Annotated in this window: 18 protein-coding genes; 13 read left to right on the top strand and 5 right to left on the bottom strand. The window is 57.4% G+C overall.

What is annotated here, in order from left to right; translation table 11 throughout:
* Positions 1–161: 161 nt before the first annotated feature.
* Together AMUC_RS12635 and AMUC_RS07110 are read right to left on the bottom strand one after the other, a co-directional pair.
* The gene (locus tag AMUC_RS12635) at positions 162–392 is read right to left on the bottom strand and encodes a hypothetical protein (RefSeq protein WP_143245873.1); all 231 of its coding nucleotides are present in this window, start codon (positions 390–392) and stop codon (positions 162–164) included.
* 213 nt (positions 393–605) lie between these two features.
* Positions 606–1,925, bottom strand: a complete 1,320-nt coding sequence (locus tag AMUC_RS07110) for an NTP/NDP exchange transporter (RefSeq protein WP_012420370.1) — start codon at positions 1,923–1,925, stop codon at positions 606–608.
* A 186-nt stretch (positions 1,926–2,111) separates the two neighbouring features.
* On the opposite strand from AMUC_RS07110, the gene dinB reads away from it, so the two are divergent.
* The 5 genes from dinB (at position 2,112) to recR (ending at position 6,477) form a co-directional block, all read left to right on the top strand.
* On the top strand, positions 2,112–3,191 hold the full coding sequence (gene dinB / locus AMUC_RS07105; protein ID WP_012420369.1) for a DNA polymerase IV: 1,080 nt from the start codon (positions 2,112–2,114) through the stop codon (positions 3,189–3,191).
* A gap of 74 nt (positions 3,192–3,265) precedes the next feature.
* Complete coding sequence (locus tag AMUC_RS07100; protein WP_232053426.1) at positions 3,266–3,817, top strand: peptide-methionine (R)-S-oxide reductase; 552 nt, start codon at positions 3,266–3,268, stop codon at positions 3,815–3,817.
* A 274-nt stretch (positions 3,818–4,091) separates the two neighbouring features.
* Positions 4,092–5,339 (top strand): beta-ketoacyl-ACP synthase II, encoded by a 1,248-nt coding sequence (gene fabF, locus AMUC_RS07095; RefSeq protein WP_012420366.1) that lies wholly within the window; start codon positions 4,092–4,094, stop codon positions 5,337–5,339.
* Positions 5,340–5,426: 87 nt separating this feature from the next.
* Entirely contained in the window at positions 5,427–5,876 is a 450-nt protein-coding gene (locus tag AMUC_RS07090; protein WP_012420365.1) for a hypothetical protein, read from the top strand.
* Entirely contained in the window at positions 5,869–6,477 is a 609-nt protein-coding gene (gene recR, locus AMUC_RS07085) for a recombination mediator RecR (RefSeq protein ID WP_012420364.1), read from the top strand. Before AMUC_RS07090 ends, recR begins: the two co-directional genes overlap by 8 nt.
* 115 nt (positions 6,478–6,592) lie before the next feature.
* Here the strand turns inward: recR and AMUC_RS07080 are convergent, their stop codons facing one another.
* From AMUC_RS07080 to AMUC_RS07070, 3 genes are all read right to left on the bottom strand, one after another.
* On the bottom strand, positions 6,593–6,817 hold the full coding sequence (locus AMUC_RS07080) for a S1 domain-containing protein (RefSeq protein ID WP_012420363.1): 225 nt from the start codon (positions 6,815–6,817) through the stop codon (positions 6,593–6,595).
* 14 nt (positions 6,818–6,831) lie between these two features.
* Complete coding sequence (locus AMUC_RS07075) at positions 6,832–8,391, bottom strand: translocation/assembly module TamB domain-containing protein (protein WP_012420362.1); 1,560 nt, start codon at positions 8,389–8,391, stop codon at positions 6,832–6,834.
* 104 nt (positions 8,392–8,495) lie between these two features.
* Positions 8,496–10,205 (bottom strand): SLC5/6 family protein, encoded by a 1,710-nt coding sequence (locus AMUC_RS07070; protein ID WP_012420361.1) that lies wholly within the window; start codon positions 10,203–10,205, stop codon positions 8,496–8,498.
* Positions 10,206–10,339: 134 nt separating this feature from the next.
* Here AMUC_RS07070 and AMUC_RS07065 point away from each other — a divergent pair, with 134 nt between their 5' ends.
* From AMUC_RS07065 to AMUC_RS07025, 8 genes are all read left to right on the top strand, one after another.
* Positions 10,340–10,963, top strand: a complete 624-nt coding sequence (locus AMUC_RS07065) for a peroxiredoxin (protein ID WP_012420360.1) — start codon at positions 10,340–10,342, stop codon at positions 10,961–10,963.
* Between the two features lie 285 nt (positions 10,964–11,248).
* Complete coding sequence (locus AMUC_RS07060) at positions 11,249–12,142, top strand: mechanosensitive ion channel family protein (protein WP_157738259.1); 894 nt, start codon at positions 11,249–11,251, stop codon at positions 12,140–12,142.
* A gap of 66 nt (positions 12,143–12,208) precedes the next feature.
* The gene (gene pyrH, locus AMUC_RS07055) at positions 12,209–12,934 is read left to right on the top strand and encodes a UMP kinase (RefSeq protein WP_012420358.1); all 726 of its coding nucleotides are present in this window, start codon (positions 12,209–12,211) and stop codon (positions 12,932–12,934) included.
* Positions 12,935–12,985: 51 nt separating this feature from the next.
* The gene (frr, locus tag AMUC_RS07050; RefSeq protein ID WP_012420357.1) at positions 12,986–13,552 is read left to right on the top strand and encodes a ribosome recycling factor; all 567 of its coding nucleotides are present in this window, start codon (positions 12,986–12,988) and stop codon (positions 13,550–13,552) included.
* Between the two features lie 24 nt (positions 13,553–13,576).
* Positions 13,577–13,897: a bactofilin family protein gene (locus AMUC_RS07045; RefSeq protein ID WP_012420356.1), complete on the top strand. Its 321-nt coding sequence runs from the start codon at positions 13,577–13,579 to the stop codon at positions 13,895–13,897.
* Positions 13,898–14,647: 750 nt separating this feature from the next.
* A complete protein-coding gene (locus tag AMUC_RS07035) occupies positions 14,648–15,109 on the top strand; it encodes a MarR family winged helix-turn-helix transcriptional regulator (protein ID WP_012420355.1) in 462 nt (153 codons plus the stop codon).
* Positions 15,106–16,020: a DUF1848 domain-containing protein gene (locus AMUC_RS07030; RefSeq protein WP_012420354.1), complete on the top strand. Its 915-nt coding sequence runs from the start codon at positions 15,106–15,108 to the stop codon at positions 16,018–16,020. The genes AMUC_RS07035 and AMUC_RS07030 overlap by 4 nt, the downstream gene beginning before the upstream one ends.
* Complete coding sequence (locus AMUC_RS07025) at positions 16,017–16,952, top strand: radical SAM mobile pair protein B (protein WP_012420353.1); 936 nt, start codon at positions 16,017–16,019, stop codon at positions 16,950–16,952. The genes AMUC_RS07030 and AMUC_RS07025 overlap by 4 nt, the downstream gene beginning before the upstream one ends.
* Positions 16,953–16,962: the final 10 nt, after the last annotated feature.

Genomic DNA, 16,962 nt, shown 5'->3' with positions numbered 1-16,962 from the left:
CAATACTAAATATTGTGGAAAAATAATTTAAGTATCATTGCAACCCTGTTTTCAGGATGATTTTTCCTCCAAAAAAACTCCCTGCCGTGGCGGGCATTTCCTGTTGTTTTTTTGGAAACAATTTTGACACTAATATCACATTTTAACAAAATGTAATATTTTTAATATAAAAAAGTTACTTTAAAAATAAAGATTAATTTCTCCATGCCGCAAGACATCTGCCACATGCAACCCTCCATCCACTCCGGCACATGAAACGGATTGAAAATCCGCATGTTGCCGCCGCAGAGGGAAACCGCCGTCAAATAAAGAACATTCCAGAAATTATTCATCGCCGGAGAAAAACATCTGTCTTGCCTCCCGCCGCTTCCGCCATCAAGGGCATCACGCAATCCCTTGCCTGCAACTATCCCTCAACGGAAGGCCTGGCACTTATTCCTCCACAGAACACGGCTTTGCCACGCTTTTTCAAAACGCGCCAGATTCCCCAGCATCCCAGCAGTTCACCTCTGACGGCGGCAGCCGCCTGAAAAGAGGCATCACCAGGAATTGCCGCATCTGGCGGGCCGTATCCGGACAAAACGGAAAATTCCCCGCCATAAGGATCATTTCTTTCCCTGTACTCCGGCCATTTTCCGGAACCTGTCCGCAAGCAGGAATCCGGTGGCCGCCCAAAGAAAGGAAATGGCGGCTCCGGCCAGCATGGCCCACGGGGAATGGGCACCCAACACGTTAAAGGAGCTTTTCAGCCATGCGCTGACGGCGTCGCCGCCACGGTAAAGGACCGTATCAATAAAGCTCTTGGCTTTATATTTTTCTTCCGGGGACAATACGGAATTCAACATTTCACGGCCGGGACGCACCATTCCGTATTCCCCGATGCGGCGTACCGCCATCACCACGGCCACGACGGCAAATACCGGAGCGAAAGCCATCCATACAAAACCCAGGGAAATAAGAACGGGGACAGCCGCCAGCAGCGCCGCCAATCCGAATTTCCGAACAATGCGTCCCGCCAGAAATACCTGAAGCAGCATGGTACACCCCTGAACAACAACGTCCAGCACTCCGAATACCTGCGTCTGGCGCACCGGATCAGGAAAGGAAGACGCTACAACGCTCATCAGCTCAAAATACAGGAACGTATTGGTCCCGGCCAGCAGGATGATGAACAGCCCGATGCTCATCAGGAAGGGAGACCGGAATACGGCAGACGCCCCGGCAAACGGGTTCCCTCCCAGAGGGCGTTCCCGGCAATCGGCCGGAAGAAGAACTCCCGTTTCCTCATCTTCCGGGGAATTCCCGTCACGCCAGCGGTGCAGGTACATTCCCGCCAGCATCGCCAGCGCCAGAAGAACAGCGGCGGCAAGGAACAACCACAAAAGGCCGGCCACTCCGGCAAGGGCGGCCGTCACCGCCGGCCCCGCCATGGCCCCAAGGCTGCTTCCGCTGGCAACCAGGGCAAACAGGCGTTTCATCTGCCCCGGCTTCATGACGTCCGACAGCACGCTCCACGCCACGGAAACGGTAAGCAGGTTAAATACGGACAGCCACACATAAAACAAACGGGCCGTCCAGACATTTCCCGGGCATGCCAGCACAAGCGCCGCAAAAACCGCCAGGTTAAGAATGAAAAAACCGTACGTCCACGGAAGAATGGCCTTTCTCCGCACCTTTGAGGAAATCCATCCGAATAAAAACTGGCCCCCTATGGAAGCGGCGAAAGTAGCCGTAAAAAGCCACTGCAGATTCTGAACGCCTCCGGCAATGCCCATCGTCTCCCGGACCGGCCGCAACATGGAATAGGCCAGGAACAACAGGAAAAACAGGAGGATTCCCCCCGCTGCGGCAGGCAATTCGCGGGTTTCCGCATGCAGCACCTTTTCCAGGCTCCGGCACAGGCGTTCCTTCATTCCGCTGGACATGCCCGGAATTTACCATACCCGGAAGATTTTTTCACTTAAATCGTCCCGTTCCCCAAAAATCCGCCTTTCTTTCATCTCCCTGCCGGAGCTTTTCCTTCCAACTGGACTTGCAGGATAAGTCGGATTATGATGGGGCATCCCATTCCCTCATGTTTCCCGCCCCATCAGGAATCATGAAGCGCTCCCATGAACCAGAGAAAAATCATCCATGTGGATATGGATGCCTTTTACGCATCCATAGAACAGCGGGACCATCCCGAATACCGCGGCAAGCCCATCGCCGTAGGCAGGCCGGAAATGCGCGGCGTGGTGGCGGCGGCCAGTTATGAGGCGCGCCGTTTCGGAGTGCGTTCCGCCATGCCTTCCATGAAGGCTCTCAAGCTTTGCCCCCATCTGATTTTCACCCGCAACCGCATGGATGTGTACAAGGCCGTCTCCGCGCAGATACACGCCATTTTCCACCGTTACACAGATCTGGTGGAACCCCTTTCCCTGGATGAAGCCTTTCTGGACGTCACGGAAAACAAGCCGGGCATTCCGCTGGCCGTCGACATTGCGAGGAGGATTAAGAAGGAAATCCGCCGGGAACTTCACCTGACGGCCTCCGCCGGCGTTTCCTACAATAAATTCCTGGCAAAAATCGCTTCCGATTACCGTAAGCCGGACGGGCTGTTCACGATCCATCCATCCCGGGCGGAAAAATTCATCGCGGCACTTCCCATTGAAGCTTTCTGGGGAGTCGGGCACGCCACCGCCGAACGCATGCGCGCCCTTTCCATCACCAACGGGGCGCAGCTCCGGGCACGGGACAAAGACTTCCTGGTAAGGCATTTCGGCAAAACAGGAGCCATCTTCTACAACTTCGCCCGCGGTGTGGACGACCGCCCTGTGGAACCTTCCCGCATGCGCAAATCCGTGGGTTGTGAAGAAACCTACCGGGAAAACGTCACCAGGGCGGAAGCGCTGGAACAACGCCTCCCCCTGCTGGCGGAAGAACTCGCGGGGCGGCTGGCCCGTTCCGGCTTCCGGGGAAACACCCTTACCCTGAAGGTTAAGTTCCCGGACTTTGTCCAGAAGACCCGCTGCGCGACCGTTCCGGAAATCCTGACGGAGAAAGAAGGAATTCTCCCCCTGGCCCGCACCCTGATGGAAGAACTGGATTCCGGGGACCGTACATTCCGCCTTCTGGGGCTGTCCGTCTCCCATCCCCAGGAAGAACAGCGGCAGGGCATCTGGGAACAGCTCTGGCTGGAGCTGGAGTATTAACTCTTCCATAGACTGCCATATTTTCAGGACTCTCCCCTTAAAAACGGCAATACCCACAAGATATCGTTTCAGGAATGAGCAAAACCCGCTCCAACCTGGTCATAAGCCATATGAATCAGGAAGAACGGAGACACTGGGCGTCATGGATAGGCATGATTGCGGAAGGCGTGGCTGGAGTCATGGCCGTGAATGGAGGGATTCCCGCCTCCCGGGACGTACCCGATCCCGGCCCTGCCCGCACGCGCCGCCCCCTCACGGAAACGGAAAAACGCATTATCGAACACCAGGGAACGGAACCGCCCTTTTCCGGGGAATTCGTCAGCTTCTTTGAGCCGGGCATCTATTCCTGCCGCAAATGCGGTGCGCCTCTGTTCCGGTCGGAAGACAAATTCGATGCCGGATGCGGCTGGCCCTGTTTTGATGATTCCCTGCCGGACGCCGTCACAAGCGTCCATGCGGGCGGCGGGCGGCGCACGGAAATCACCTGCGCCCGCTGCGGAGGCCATCTGGGACACATTTTCAATGGAGAACGCCTGACTCCGAAGAATCTGCGCTACTGCGTCAATTCCCTTTCCCTGGAATTCCGGGCAGCCCCTCTTCCGATAGCGGCGGATGCCCCCCGTTAAAGGCGTGCGGCAGGAAAAAAATATCCGGCCGCCCTTCCATGCGCTGCCGGATGCGGCCGCCGCGGCGGAATTTACCCTGAAATCCGTTCACGGCCCCGGAGCCTCAGCAGGCAACAGGGAATATCCTTGACCCGCAAAATCCTTGCCGTAAGCAGGATACGCCTTTCCGCCCAACCTGTTTCCCCCGTGCCGGGAAACAGGGGGGATTAGCTTGACTTTCCCGTAATGTCGCCTATTCTGGTTCAAGCATTATTTGCAACCACTCACACTTATTATGACCGACCGCAGAATTGTTATCACCGGCATCGGAGTGATCAGCCCCCTGGGCAATGATCTCGCATCCACCTGGGAAGCCATGAAGGCTGGCCGCAGCGGCATTGACACCATCAAATCCATGGATGTTACCGGCTACTCCACGAAAATCGCCGGTGAAGTCAAGGATTTCGATCCCGCCCCGTACTTCAAGACGCCCAAGGACGCCCGCCGCGTGGACCGCTTCACGCACTTTGCCATGGGCGCTGCCGGAATGGCTCTCAAGGATTCCGGGCTGGATCTGGAAGCGGAGGACAAAACCCGCATCGGCGTCATGGTGGGCAGCGGCATCGGCGGCCTCGGCACGCTGGAAAGCCAGCATGCCACGCTTCTTTCCAAGGGGCCTGCCCGCGTGTCCCCCTTCATGATCCCGTACATGATCAGCAACATTGCCTCCGGCCTCATCTCCATGGAATACGGCCTCGGCGGTCCGAACATGTCCATCGTCACGGCCTGCGCCACCTCCAACCACAACATCGGGGAAGCCTGGCGCATCATGAAATTCGGGGATGCCGACGTCATGGTCTGCGGCGGAGCGGAAGCTACCATCCTGCCCACGGGCGTGGCCGGGTTCAGCAACATGAAAGCCCTCAGCTCCCGCAATGACGAGCCCCAGCGGGCCTCCCGCCCGTACGACGTGGACCGCGACGGCTTCGTCATGGGCGAAGGCGCCGGCGTTGTCATTCTGGAAACGCTGGAACACGCCCAGAAGCGCGGCGCAAAAATTTACGGGGAACTCGTCGGCTACGGCATCTCCGCGGACGCCTACCACCTCACCGCCCCGGACCCGGAAGGCCGCGGCGCCGCCCGCTGCATGAAGATGGCTCTGGAACACGCGGGAATGAAGCCGGAAGACATTGACTACGTCAACACGCACGGCACCTCCACCCCGCTGGGCGACATCTGCGAAATCAAGGCCATCAAGGCCGTTTTCGGCGACCACGCTAAAAACGGGCTGCTTATCAGCTCCACCAAATCCATGACCGGCCACCTCCTGGGCGCCGCGGGAGGCGTGGAACTGGCCGCCTGCCTGATGGCCATGCAGGACAACATCATCCCGCCCACCATCAACGTGGACAACCAGGATCCGGAATGCGACCTGGACTGCGTGCCCAATAAGGCCCGTGAAACCAGGGTGGACGCCGTCTTGAGCAATTCCTTCGGCTTCGGGGGGCATAACTCCTCCGTCATCGTGAAACGATTCGCCTGACCCTTTCAGGCCTCTCCTTTCCGGCGGAAGCGCTGATGTTTGCGGCCACCGCAGCCATCGCGCTTCCGCTTTTTTCATTTAAAAGCCATGCCCGCCAAAACGCACCAGGACATTCTGCTCATGCGCTGGGCCCTGTTCTCCGTAGCCGGGCTTATCCTGCTCGTGGCGCTCTATTACCTGGGCCTTACTCCCGTCTGGGGCCGGGAGCTGAAGGAAGCCATGGCCTCCGCCCCGTTTCTGCTTCCCCCGGACGCCCCCGCCCTTTCTCCCGGCACGGGATTCCTGCTGTGCATGGCGTTGACGCTGGCCCTCGTTTACGATTTGCTGCTCATCCGCGGCACGCTCCGCAAAACGGCCGTTCTGGCCGCTTTCCTCCTTCTTCTGGCCAGCTTTACCCCGGTGCTGGGGCTGTGGGGCCTTTTCTTCAATGCCGTCCCATGCCTGCTTTCCGCAGGGAGCGCGGGCGCGCTCGCCATCCTCTGGCCCCAAACGCCCCCTGTCCGGCGTCATTCCGAACCTCCTTCCGCTCATGAATAATCTGGACTATCCCATCCCCGTGCTTGAACTGGTAACCGCCCTGAAACAGCTTCCGGGCATCGGCACCCGCGGCGCGGAACGCATGGCCCTGTGGATGCTCCAGGGGCACATGGGAGAAGCGGAGGCGATTGCCCGCACCATCGGCCAGGCGGCGGAACACGTTACGCCCTGCCCCGTCTGCGGCTTCTTCAGCACGGAAGGGGAGCCCTGCGCCGCCTGCCGGGATGAAGAACGGGACAGCCGCCTCATCTGCGTGGTGGAACAGGCCACGGACGTCATCCCCATTGAACGCAGCAGCGCCTACCGCGGATTGTACCACTGCCTGGGCGGCAAGCTTTCCCCTCTGGATGATGTGGAGCCGGAAGACCTCAACATTCAATCCCTGGTGGAACGCGTCTCCCGGCAGCCTGATTGCGAAGTCATTCTGGCAACAGGCTCTGACGTGGAAGGGGAGGCAACGGCCACCTACCTCCACCATCTGCTCAAAGAAATGGATTGCAGGATATCCCGCCCTGCCCAGGGGCTGCCTGCCGGCTCCGGCCTCAGCCACGCGGACACGCTGACGCTGATGAAGGCTCTGGAAGGACGCACCCGGCTGTAAAGGAAAGCCCTTTCCGCATCCATCCCGGCATGGGGACGGTTCCGTCTTTACAGCGGTTTTCCTGCACCGGGCAAAACGCCTCTTTCCCCCCATAATGAAGGAAAAAACGTCCGCCTCATTCCGCCAGTCCGTCCACACGGGCGCGGTCAAAATCCGCCGGGCAAATCGTCACCTTCACCCGGTCGCCCGGTTTGAGCAGATCCCTCAGGGAAGCGTTCTTTTTTTCTACAAAAGCCACGGCGGTTTTGCCATTCGGAAGGGTGGCGCGGAAAGCCGTATCCGCGATACGCTCCACAATAACGGCGACCGCCTGCACCATCTGGCAGGGATAAGGTTTCATCTGAAAAAAACGGGTTACCAATTCATTAGTTCGTTCATCAGGTCATTCCCGGTTTTAAGCCCCTTTTCCGCAGCGTCCTGAAGCCGCGGCACAACCGGGACGGGTACTTCGTCCGCGGCGGGAATCCTGAACTTGCGGCCATTACGTTCCGCACCATCCCCCGCCCCGTTTTCCCCGGCCCCTCTGTTCAGCAGCCGCGCCGCGACATCCGCCACCTCAGCCGCCTTGCCCATTCCTATTTCCGTCAGGCGGTTTCCCGCCGCCTTGATGAGCCGCGCGGACAAGTCCTCCGACGGGTTGTCCAGCGTCCCGCCGATATTCACATTGGCCCACGCCAGATTGCCTCCCGCTCCCTGGCGGGAAACGGAAAACACATCGGAAAACCCCGGAAGAGCTTTCCACAGGCCGTCGGCCCGCAGCCCCACCTGCAGCCTTCCGGTCAGCGCCCCCCCTTTCCCGATTTCCAGCCAGCCTTCCACCCTCACCAGGTTTTCGCTTTCCACCAGAATATTGGAAATATGCCAGGCGGATTCCTGATAGGAGAACTGGGCGGACGCCTCGTGCAGGGGAAGATTCCGGAATCTGGAAGAACCGCAGAACAGGGCCAGCCTGTCCAGAACGGGAAGGCCGGTCAGCATGCCGCCCTGCAACCTGGCGAGCCCGGCCACATGGGTTACGCCGTCCCGTCCGCCGCGCAGGTCTATCCCGCCGCTTACGCTGCCCTGGACATGCTTTTTCCAATGGCCTTCCAGGACGGAAGAGGCGGGGACGCCGTTCACCACCATATTCGCCGTCCAAGAGGAGGAAGAGCCGTCCCAGTCCCCCTTGATGTCCAGATAACCGCCGGCAGCCGTAGTCAGGCGGCAGGACGGAACGTTCACCCTCCTGCTGGCATGGTTAAACTGCGCCGTGCCGGACATCAGGGAAAACTCCGGGCATCCCTTGAAAGGAAGGAGCAGCCTCCCCCCCTGCATTTCAAACCTGTACTGGCTGGAACCGGCGTCATAGGTGCTCTCCACGCGGGTTCCGTCCAAAACATACGGCCGGCCGGCCTCCCCATAGGAAACGAACAGGGAATCAATGCTCCCCTTTTCCAAGCGGAACGTATCCGGCAGAATATTCTCTTCCGCCCAGCTCCTGGCCCCTTTCGGTTTTTCCCGGAAACGGAAAGGCACGGGAGCGAGCTGAAGCTTCAGCTCCGCAATATTGACGGAGGTAATGACAAACGCGCGCTTCAGCAACTCCCAGCGGCTGAATTTCGTCTCAATGTTCCTGGCCTGAAGGGAAGTCAAAAACTCATGCCCCTCCATCGTTACGCCGCCGCACCGGATGCCGGAACCGTCCCAGTCAAGAGGGTCTATCCTGGCGGTCTCCACATTCATATCATCAACGGCGGACTGTTCCAGCATGGCTAAAAAACCATCGCTCTTCAAATAGGCCCTGACGTACAGATAGGATCCCGCCACCGCAGCCGCCGCCAGAACAAGCATCCCCAGCACGCCCCACAGCAGCAGCTTTTTCCAGACGCTGCCGGCACGGGGCTTTTTCCTGCGTATCCTCCTTATTCTGGGCATGACGCCAGCCTATATCAAATCCGGCTTCGGTCAAGCCTCCGGATTGCCTCCCGGCCTGCCGCAAACTGCGGGGAACGGGCATCCGCGCAGCAGGCCTTCCCCGCCTATCGCGGACCGTGGTACACCTTATGCCTTCCGGAAGCCATGGTGATGAAAATCAGGAACAGGGCATAAGCCGCCAGAAACCCCATGGGAATGACCGCTCCATGTTCCCCACGCCCCAGAGCTTCAATGGGCGCGGCCTGCTTCACCCAGATATTCTGCGCCAGCCAGGCCAGGAAAATCGCCAGCAGCAGCGTAGGCGTCACAAACTTCATGATGAAACGGTAAATTCTGGGAATGCGGATGACGGAACCGTCCTCCAGATCCTTCAACCCCCGGTCCACCCCCAGTTTCCAGGAAAACAGAATCATCATCACCATGGCGCTCACAAAGAAGCACAGCGTGCCCAGAAAGAAATCATAAGTATCCATCGCCAGCAGGTTGCCGCTGTACCAGGCAACGATGAACGTGCCCGTAGCCGTAAAAAAGCCCTGCACCACCACAGCCATTTTGCGTTTCAGCCCCATGAATTCCTCAATAAAGGACAGGCCCACCTGCATCATGGAAATGGAGCTGGTCACCGCCGCCACCGTCAGAAGCAGGAAAAACAGGCTGCCGAATACCACGCTGGACCCCATTTTGGCAAAAGCCTGCGGAAGCACCATGAAGCCCAGCGCGAAGGTCCCCTGCCCGGCGGCTCCGGCCACTCCCAGGAACGCCACGGCGGCGGGAACCGTCATCATGCCGGCAATGCCCACCTCGCACACTTCATTGGAGGCGGCGGCCGAAAAGCCGCTCAGCGCGATATCCTCCTTCTTTTTTACATAGCTGGCATACGTCAGAATCAGCCCCGTTCCTACGGAAAGGCTCAGGAAAACCTGTCCGGCAGCCGCAATCCAAAGCTCAATGTTTTTCAGGCCGTCCCACAGGGTCACCTCAGTCAGCCTCCGGGTTCCTCCGGACATTTCCACCTGCCGCACGGCTTCATCCATGGCTCCCGCCTGGGAGGCCGAAACCATGGAAACCGTCTTCCAGTCCCCGCTGTTCCGGTCCAGCTCCTCCACCAGCACCTTGCCGGGATTCCACATATACCCCAGCCCCTGTTCGATGCTGCGGTCCGGATAAGAAGGGTCCGGCGTGCCGATGCACAAAATGCGCACCAGCAGCACCAGGGAAATCAGAAGCAGCAACGGCATGAACCAGCGCGAAAACATTTCGATGCCCTTGCTGATGCCCCGGTAAATAATCCCCAGGTTCAAAAGGATGACCCCGCTGACAATCCAGAGCAGCCCGTTGTCCGACAACAGGGCGCTCCCGTCGCCGTACATGCCCGTGAAACTGAAAAAAGTCTGCGCCGTCCCCTCCGCCGTGGCAAAAACCTCCGGGCAGGTGAGCATCTTCCAGAAATAGCCGCAGCACCACGCTTCCACCACCATGTAATAAAAGGCCACGGAAGAAGGCCCCAGAACCGCCAGCACTCCCAGGAACTTCCACAGCCTGGACCCTTTGGTCAGGTACCAGAACACGCCGGGGGCGCAATGGGCGCCCATCTGGCCGCCGCGCCGCCCGATGGACCACTCCGCCCACGCCACGGGCACGCCCACCAGAACCAGCATGAGGCCGTAAGCCACCATGAAGGCGCCCCCTCCATATTGGGCAGCCAGCCCCGGAAAGCGCAGAAAATTTCCCAGCCCGACGGCACTGCCGGCCACAGCGAGAATCACGCCAATTTTTCCGGACCACTCGTCTTGTTGCGCCTTTGAGGATGACATGGAGGGAATACTGACAAAAAAAGCTTCATTTTCAAGAGAAAACAGGCTCTTTTGGAACGAACGGGATATCATTGCCGCTTGACTTTCGTCCGTTTTTTGGAATCATTCTTTTAGAACCAAACCAAAAAACAACCATGCTTCTCATAGGAAAACCGGCACCTCATTTCAGCGCTAACGCAGTAGTAAACGGTACCATCGTACCGGATTTCAGCCTTGACCAGTTTAAGGGCAAAAAGTACGTGATCCTGTTCTTCTACCCGAAGGATTTCACCTTCGTGTGCCCTACCGAGCTGATCGGCTTCCAGGAAGCCCTGGGCGAATTCGAAAAGCGTGACGTGGCCGTCGTCGGCTGCTCCACAGACAGCGAATTCTCCCACTGGGCCTGGATCAACACCCCCCGCAGCCAGGGCGGCATTCAGGGCGTGACCTACCCCATCGTTTCCGACATCAACAAGACCATTTCCGCCGATTACGGCGTGCTGGCCGGAGACGAGGAAATTGACGAAGACGGCAATGTGGAAGTCAACGGGGAACTGATCGCCTACCGCGGCCTCTTCCTGATTGACAAAGACGGCATCGTCCGCCACCAGCTCATCAACGACTTCCCGCTGGGCCGCTCCATTGATGAAGCCATCCGCGTGGTTGACGCCCTCCAGCACTTCGAACTGTACGGGGAAGTCTGCCCTCTTGGCTGGCACAAGGGAGACGCGGCCATGACCCCGTCCCACGAAGGCGTGGCCTCCTACCTCAGCAAGTAAGCAGCCCCCCCGGCAATATTTCAAGGCCGCTCCCCTTCCGGGGGAACGGCCTTTTTTCATCCCCGCCTTCCCCTCTTTCCCAACCAGGCGCCATATCCGGCCATGCATCCGCCGCCTTTCCTGCGCCGGAAACCGCCCCCCCTTCTGCGGGATGAACCTATACGTCCTCCTCGCCCGAACACCCTGCCCTTTCCGCTGCCGGAGGAACTGTCATAAACCGGGGGGAATACGCGCGCGCCCCTTGAGCCGGGGAGAAGCGTCTGCTACATCCTTCATATGAATCTCATGGCAGACGCATCCTCCAGGGAAGATATCTGGACAAAAACCATGGACTTCCTGAACATGCCGGACTGGCTCAAGCTGGAAATGGTGCAGTCCGTGGGAATCAAAATCCTGCATGTGGCGGTATGGCTGGTGATCAGCTGGATACTCCTGAAACTGTTCTGCCAGGTGCTCCGGAAAATCACTGCGTTGAAAATGTCGCCCCAGGCCTCCCGCCTGACGGTAAAAATCGTCAAAAACGTCGGCTACATTATTATAGGCGTGGAGGCCTTCGCCCTGATGGGGTTCGATATCCTGACCCTGCTGGGCGCGGCCAGCATCATCGGCGTCGCCGTAGGCTTCGCCTCCCAGACCTCCCTGTCCAACATCATCAGCGGCCTCTTCCTGGTAGGGGAAAAGCAGATCAACCTGGGGGATATGATTGAAGTGAATGGAATCACCGGGAACGTGGACTCCATCAACCTGATGTCCGTCCAGCTCCGGCTGCCGAACAACACCATGGTGCGCATCCCCAATGAAATAATCATCAAGAATCCGGTCAGCAATATCACCCGTTTTTCCACGCGCCGGTGCGACCTGAGCCTGGGCGTGGACTATAACTGCGACATTGAGCATGTCGTGAACGTCCTCCGGGAAGTAGTCAAACAAAACAAATTCTGCCTGGATGACCCCGCGCCCCTCATCTCGTTTTCAGGGTTCCAGGACTCTTCCCTGGGCTTTACCGTAGGGGCCTGGTGCCGGAAAGACAATTTCCTGGACTGCCAGAAAACGCTCGCCCATGACATCAAGCGCCGCTTTGAGGAAGAAGGCATTTCCTTCCCCTTCCCCACCCGCAGCCTGGAGAGCAGAAGCCCCATCAAGGTGGAAATCTCCGGACCTCCGGAGAAAAATCAATAAGGAATCTCTTTTTGCTTTCTTTTTGCCCCGTGAAATTTCAATCTTGTCTGCGTAAAATCCGCATCTATGTCTGACACATCCGCACCAGCCTATCGAAGAATCCTTCTGAAACTCAGTGGGGAAGCCTTGCGCAGCCCCGGCAGCATGGACAACATTTCCCCGGAAATCGTCGCCCGCATTGCTGAAGAAATCGCCCAGGCGCACCGCGCCGGCGTCCAAATAGGCCTGGTCGTGGGCGGCGGCAATTTCTGGCGCGGGGCGAAAGCCAGCGTGCGCGGCATGGACCGCGCCACGGCGGATTACGTGGGCATGCTCGCCACCGTGATGAACGCCCTGGCCCTTCAAAGCGCGCTGGAACGCGCGGGGGTCCCCTGCGTGGTGCAATCCGCCATTGAAATGAAAAATGTCGCGGAATCCTTCATCCGCCTGAAGGCCCGCTCGTATCTGGACAACAATAAAATCGTCATCTTCGCCGCCGGCACCGGCAACCCGTTCTTTTCCACGGACACCACGGCTGCCCTGCGCGCCAGCGAAATCAATGCGGAAGTGGTCATGAAGGCCACCTCCGTGGACGGGGTGTATGATGCGGACCCCAAAAAAGTCTCCGGCGCCAAGCGATTCGACACCATCTCCTATCAGGAATGCCTGGAACGCCAGCTCAAAGTAATGGACTCCACGGCCTTCACCCTGTGCATGGACAACAAAAAGCCCATCATCGTATTCGACATGCATACGCCGGGCAACATCACGCGCGCGCTTCTCGGGGAACCGATCGGCACCACCATCAGCTGAACCCCGCATTCCTTTTCAACCCACCAAAAACACTTAGCACCCACCATCATCATGGACGCAGAAACATTATTATTGGAAACGGAGGAATCCATGCTCAAGGCCGTGGACTTCGCCAAACAGGAATTCTCCGGCGTACGCACGGGCAAGGCTTCCCCCGGCCTCGTGGAAAACCTGGACGTGCATGTCTCCAGCTACGGCTCCGTCATGAAACTGAAGGGCCTGGCCGTCATCAGCACGCCGGAACCCCGTCTCATCCTCATCCAGCCCTTTGATCCGAGCACCGTCCACGACATCGGCCGCGCCATCAATGAAAGCAAGCTGAACCTTAATCCCCTGGTGGAAGGCCGTTCCATCCGCCTGCCCATTCCCGCCCTCACGGAAGAACGCCGCAAAGACCTTGTGAAGCTTGTCAAATCCCAGGCGGAAGAAGCCCGTGTGCGCGTGCGCGGCGCCCGGAAGGCCGCCATGGATTCCGCCAAAAAGCTCAAGGCGGAAAACATCGTTACGGAAGACGGCCAGCGCGATCTGGAAACGCAGATCCAGAAGCTGACGGACAAATACGTGAAGGAGATTGACGAACTGGTGGCCGTCAAGGAAAAGGATATCATGACCATTTAACCCATCCCCAACCATTTTACGACAATGACAGACAACGTAACCAACTTCCTCGCCTCCGGCATCGAAATCAAGGGAACCATCCGTTTCCAGAATGACATGCACATCGACGGCAAAATCGAAGGCGAAATCATCTCCGACAAGGGAAAAGTCACCATCGGTGAAACCGCTCAAATCAAGGGAGACATCACTGCCGGAGACGTCCGCATCTACGGCAACGTGGAAGGCAAGGTCACCTCTGACCGCTGCGAACTCAAGCAGCAGGCCCGTGTCGTCGGGGACATGAAGACACGCAGCCTCGCCATGGAGGAAGGCGCCCACCTGCTGGGCCGCACGGAAATCGGCTAAAAAACAGCCGCCCCTGTTCTTCCCTGGCGTGCCTGCCTTGTACGGGCCGCTTCTCCAAAAGCGTAAAAGCGCGCCGGGGTTTCTCAGGGGGCGGCGAAAATGAGGAACGGAAAAAAGGTACCGCACTTTTTTCCAAATACCGTTCCCGCTCCGGAAGCGGAATTGCTGGGAACCCCTGGGTCATCTCCCGTTCTTCAGGAAGCGGACGGATGCCGTTTTACACAAATACCATCCGGCAGAAAAACCGCTTCTTTCTTCTGTCCGAACCATCGCCGGATATCACGCAGGCGCATCGCCGCCTGCGTTTTTTATTGAGTCTCCACGCTCTCTCCCCGCCTCCGGCGAAACATCCGTCACCGGAGCAGGCGGAACTTGCCCTGGTGCGGAAAAGCCCCGCCGGGCAAGCTCTCCAACTCCCGTGAACACGGAAAAACGTTTCCCCGGCAGCCACAGGCACCTGTCTTCCGAAGCCATGCGGCAAAAAAAACTCTTCTGCCGCGAAACAGAAGATACGGGAATAAAAACGGAAAACGTCCCGGATTCTTGAAAGGCCGGCAGCCATTGCCGCGCCGGCACCGTTTCCGGAAATTTGCCTGGCCACGCAAAAAGCCGTCCCTATCCCCCGCCTCTTTATCTGGAGCTTTATATTTGGGGCTTTATATTTGGGGCTTTACAAAAAACGCGTAAAGAGCTACATTCTTTTTGTCAAATATCAGACCATCAAATATCATACTTTATTCATCTCCGCCTATGAGCAAAGAGAGCGTCAATATCCACGTAAACAACTACTGCCGGCTGCGGGACAAACAATATGCCGTCTATACGGAATACGCCAGAAAACACGGGTTAACCACCAAAGAGCTGTTTATTCTGGATATCATCTATTTCGCTCAGGACGGCTGCACGCAGGCCGGGATTTGCGAACGCCTCTCCGCCACGAAGCAAACCGTCAGCGCCGCCATCAAAAAATTCTGGAAGCTGGGGTACCTTTCTTTTGAAGAATCCAAAACCGACCGGAGAATCAGGTTGATACGCTTCACCGCAGCCGGAAAGGAATACGTGGAACGCATCATCCCCCCTGCCGCGCAGGCGGAAAACGACGCCATGGCGGAATTGAGTGGAGAACAGCAAGCGGAACTGATTCGTTTAACCGACCTTTTTTCGGAACAAATGCGTCTGAAATTTCAATCCATCAACAAAAACACGCTATGATTATCAATACAGGAGGACGGACGGACACCGTCCAGTATTACACCCGCTGGCTGCTGAAGAGATTTGAAGAAGGCTATGTCCTTTCCCGCAATCCCCTGTTCCAACATAAGGTGACCCGCTATGAACTGACGCCGGACCAAGTGGACTGTGTTGTCTTCTGCTCTAAAAATTATGCCCCCATTCTTCCGCATATCAACAGCATCACCGAGCGCTTCCATACCTACTTCCACTATACGATTACGGCCTACGGAAAGGAAATTGAACCGGGTGTTCCCGGCATTGATGAAAGCATGGCCACGCTGGCAAAACTTTCGGAAGTTGTCGGAGCAAACCGCATCGCATGGCGGTATGACCCGGTATTGCTGACAAGTGAATATACCATCAGAAGGCATCTGGAGACCTTTGAACGCATGGCGTCCTTCTTATCCGGCCACATCGACCGCTGCATTTTCAGCTTTGTGGAAATGTACAGGAAGCTGCAAACCAACATGCCGGAGCTAATCCCCCTCACGGAAAAAGACAAGGAGGAGCTGGCGGCCGGGCTGGGAGCGATCGCGGCCGAATATAAAATCCCCATTCAAACCTGCGGAACCAATGGCGATTACACGCGTTACGGCATTTCATCCTCCGGCTGCATGACCCTGAACATTCTGGGACAGGCCAACGGCGTTCAATTCCGCAACCTGAAACATCAAGGAATGCGGCAGGGCTGCCATTGCATTGAGAGCCGGGACATAGGAGCGTATGACACCTGCCTTAACGGCTGCAAATACTGCTATGCAAATACGAACCGGCAAAAGGCCCGTGAAAATTACAAACTCCATGACCCGGACTCTCCGTTGCTGCTGGGGCATCTGCTCCCTTCCGATACCGTGCAGCAGGGAATGCAAAGGAGCTTTTTAAAACCATGAACGCTGATGCAATCAAAGTAAGGGAAATTCAGGTAAAGAGCATCCTGTCAACGTCAAATCTGCCTGTGGCCGATTACTCGGTCAATCCTTACGTGGGCTGCCCCCACGCCTGTAAATACTGCTACGCCTCGTTCATGAAACGGTTCACCGGGCATCCGGAACCATGGGGAACCTTTCTGGACGTCAAATACTGGCCGGAAATACGCAACCCCGGGAAATACGCGGGAAAACAGCTGTTTATCGGTTCCGTGACCGACCCTTACGGACCTCAGGAAGAAGTCTACAAGAGGACAAGGGCGCTTCTGGAACAGCTTCAAGGCAGCGGCGCGGAAATCAGCATAGCTACAAAATCCGATTTGGTGCTGAGGGACCTGGATTTGATAAAAACATTTCCCCATGCCCGCGTTTCCTGGTCCGTCAACACGCTTGACGAGCGCTTTCAGGCAGATATGGACATGGCGGTGAGCATCTCGCGGAGGCTGGCCGCCATGAAGGCCTTCCATGAGGCAGGAATCCGCACCACCTGCTTCATCTCCCCCATTTTTCCGGGCATTACGGATATTCCGGCGATTGTGGAGCAGGCTGAAGACAAATGCAACCTGATCTGGCTGGAAAACCTGAATCTGCGGGGCAGCTACAAATCCGTAATTCTGGAGTACATCAACAAACGCTATCCGCACCTGGTGCCCCTCTATCGGGAAATTTACCAGAAAGGCAGCCGCGGCTACTGGGAAGGACTGGACGCAGCAATACGGCAGCTGGCGGAAAAACGGGGGTTGCCGTACCTGCGCAATGACGATTCCATGCACCGGCCGTTCAACGAACCGCCGGTTATCGTGAATTACTTTTACCATGAGCAGATCAAACGTTCCGCCATGAAAAAAGGGGCGCTTCCGAATCCTCCGCCTCCCGCGGCGGCCTCCAGCTATTGATGTCAAAAAC

The sequence above is a fragment of the Akkermansia muciniphila ATCC BAA-835 genome (genome assembly GCF_000020225.1).
GTDB lineage: Bacteria > Verrucomicrobiota > Verrucomicrobiia > Verrucomicrobiales > Akkermansiaceae > Akkermansia > Akkermansia muciniphila.
This window is presented reverse-complemented; position numbering and strand designations above follow the sequence as displayed.

What these genes read in the sequence shown, in the direction of transcription:
- AMUC_RS07110 (WP_012420370.1), bottom strand. Translation starts at nt 1,925, where the DNA reads ATGTCCAGCGGAATGAAGGAACGCCTGTGCCGGAGCCTGGAAAAGGTG.
- dinB (WP_012420369.1), top strand. Translation starts at nt 2,112, where the DNA reads ATGAACCAGAGAAAAATCATCCATGTGGATATGGATGCCTTTTACGCA.
- AMUC_RS07100 (WP_232053426.1), top strand. Translation starts at nt 3,266, where the DNA reads ATGAGCAAAACCCGCTCCAACCTGGTCATAAGCCATATGAATCAGGAA.
- fabF (WP_012420366.1), top strand. Translation starts at nt 4,092, where the DNA reads ATGACCGACCGCAGAATTGTTATCACCGGCATCGGAGTGATCAGCCCC.
- AMUC_RS07090 (WP_012420365.1), top strand. Translation starts at nt 5,427, where the DNA reads ATGCCCGCCAAAACGCACCAGGACATTCTGCTCATGCGCTGGGCCCTG.
- recR (WP_012420364.1), top strand. Translation starts at nt 5,869, where the DNA reads ATGAATAATCTGGACTATCCCATCCCCGTGCTTGAACTGGTAACCGCC.
- AMUC_RS07080 (WP_012420363.1), bottom strand. Translation starts at nt 6,817, where the DNA reads ATGAAACCTTATCCCTGCCAGATGGTGCAGGCGGTCGCCGTTATTGTG.
- AMUC_RS07075 (WP_012420362.1), bottom strand. Translation starts at nt 8,391, where the DNA reads ATGCCCAGAATAAGGAGGATACGCAGGAAAAAGCCCCGTGCCGGCAGC.
- AMUC_RS07070 (WP_012420361.1), bottom strand. Translation starts at nt 10,205, where the DNA reads ATGTCATCCTCAAAGGCGCAACAAGACGAGTGGTCCGGAAAAATTGGC.
- AMUC_RS07065 (WP_012420360.1), top strand. Translation starts at nt 10,340, where the DNA reads ATGCTTCTCATAGGAAAACCGGCACCTCATTTCAGCGCTAACGCAGTA.
- AMUC_RS07060 (WP_157738259.1), top strand. Translation starts at nt 11,249, where the DNA reads ATGGCAGACGCATCCTCCAGGGAAGATATCTGGACAAAAACCATGGAC.
- pyrH (WP_012420358.1), top strand. Translation starts at nt 12,209, where the DNA reads ATGTCTGACACATCCGCACCAGCCTATCGAAGAATCCTTCTGAAACTC.
- frr (WP_012420357.1), top strand. Translation starts at nt 12,986, where the DNA reads ATGGACGCAGAAACATTATTATTGGAAACGGAGGAATCCATGCTCAAG.
- AMUC_RS07045 (WP_012420356.1), top strand. Translation starts at nt 13,577, where the DNA reads ATGACAGACAACGTAACCAACTTCCTCGCCTCCGGCATCGAAATCAAG.
- AMUC_RS07035 (WP_012420355.1), top strand. Translation starts at nt 14,648, where the DNA reads ATGAGCAAAGAGAGCGTCAATATCCACGTAAACAACTACTGCCGGCTG.
- AMUC_RS07030 (WP_012420354.1), top strand. Translation starts at nt 15,106, where the DNA reads ATGATTATCAATACAGGAGGACGGACGGACACCGTCCAGTATTACACC.
- AMUC_RS07025 (WP_012420353.1), top strand. Translation starts at nt 16,017, where the DNA reads ATGAACGCTGATGCAATCAAAGTAAGGGAAATTCAGGTAAAGAGCATC.